Below are 1,733 nucleotides of genomic sequence, written 5' to 3' on the forward strand. Positions count from 1 at the left end.
GTGCATAGGTCTGCTCCATGCTGGCCGGCAGCACCGGTCGCAGGCGCTCCATCATGCGGTGCTGGCCATCGCGCATCGACTGGCCCAGGCGATCGAGCGACTCGGCCACGTGGCGCAGGCGCAACTCCTCCTGATAAAGGCCTTGCTGCGCCAACAGGAATCCACGCAGGCTCTCGTTGCTTTCCAGGCGCCCGTCCTGATCACCGACCGACTTCGGCGCCAGGCGTGCGCCCAGCATGATCAAGCTGGAGACGGCGAAGGAAATGAGTGCCTGCGCCTGCATGACGGCCGGGTCGCGCTCCACCGTCATGGTGAGCTCGACGGCGATACTGGCGAGCAGGCCACCGATGGCCGCACCCTGCCAGCCCAGGCGCAGGGTCAGCCATGCCACCGGCAGGAACATGGCCATGCGGGCGACGGCCACCACCTCATCGCCAAGCTGGGTCGAGGCCAGCCAGATCAGCAGCAGCAGCGACGGCACCACGCCCTTGAGGCAATCGATCAATGCCTCTCGCTTAATCGAGGGGACACCCACCACCTGCCGACCCGACCAACTCAGCCAGGCGAATACTGGCGGAACCAGGGTCAGCGCACCAAGGTAACTGCCCAGGAAATACTCGAGCACCGTGTGCACCGTCAGCGGATGAGGTTTTTCGCTTGCCCGGAACGTCATCGTGGCAAACGAAGCGCTATTGACCAGAGCGCTGACGGTACTGCCGGCAAGAATGCAGGTCATGATCGCGGCGATGTTCACCCGGCCGTCCGCCCACACAGGCACGCGGCGCCGGCACCAGGCAATGACCGGTGCGGTCACCAGCATCGGCGACACAGTGACCGAAAGTGCCCAGAGTGTTCCAAAACGGTCATGGTAGGCCCAACCCAGCCCGATCAGGGGGATCGTCTCGCCGATGATCATGGCCGGCCAGTAGCGATACGGCACCACCAGCAGACACAGCAGGCGCAGGCCGGCAATCATGTTCCAGTGGGAAGTGGAGATTTCCTTGAGCAGCGAGAAACCCACCGCATAAGCGACGACAACGCCGACCTGGCGAAGCTTTGCGTGGAGCGCCGCACGTTTCCCTGCGTCGCCGTATTCTTTCGTTGCCGTGCCCATCGAGTGGTGCCAAACCCCTGTTTCAATAAACGCGTGAGACCGGTCCAGGCGTTGCGGAGCGGTGAGATCGGGCCGTCAGCGAGTCGCCGATTGTCGCAGGAAACGTCCTACGCAACGCGCTGCATCGCGGCAGTCGCGGGCCTTTGCCGTTCTCCATGCAAAAACAAAGCCCGGCGACGGGGCCGGGCGCTGTTTTTCACATCTTTTTTTGCAGGTTCACGCGCACAGCCGGTCAGCGCGGCGACGAGCCGACGGATTTGCGCACGATCAACATGGCCAGCTCCAGCGACTGCTCGTAGTTGAGCCGCGGGTCGACCATGGACTTGTAGGCGCGATCAAGATCCGCCTCGTTGAGATCGCGGGCGCCACCCATGCATTCGGTCACGTCTTCGCCGGTCAATTCCAGATGCACGCCGCCCAGTCGCGTTCCCGAGGCCGCATGGATATCGAAGGCCTGGTCCAGCTCGCCCCGGATATTGTCGAAACGGCGCGTCTTATACCCATTGGAGGTGGTTTCGGTATTGCCATGCATGGGATCGGCCACCCACAGCACACGGCGCCCTTCCCGCCTGACGGCCTCGAGCAAGGGCGGCAGTGCACTGCCGATGAGACCATTGCC

General features: G+C 63.6%; 2 protein-coding genes. Both read right to left on the bottom strand.

From position 1 onward, the window contains the following. On the bottom strand, positions 1-1,114 hold a 1,114-nt coding region (locus tag AC1DMG_RS21985), incomplete at its 3' end, for an MASE1 domain-containing protein (RefSeq protein ID WP_477181135.1). A 232-nt stretch (positions 1,115-1,346) separates the two neighbouring features. After that, positions 1,347-1,733: 3-deoxy-7-phosphoheptulonate synthase (locus tag AC1DMG_RS21990; protein ID WP_477181136.1), on the bottom strand; the 387-nt coding region annotated here is incomplete at its 5' end.

Source organism: Dyella sp. 01N36 (assembly GCF_056399745.1).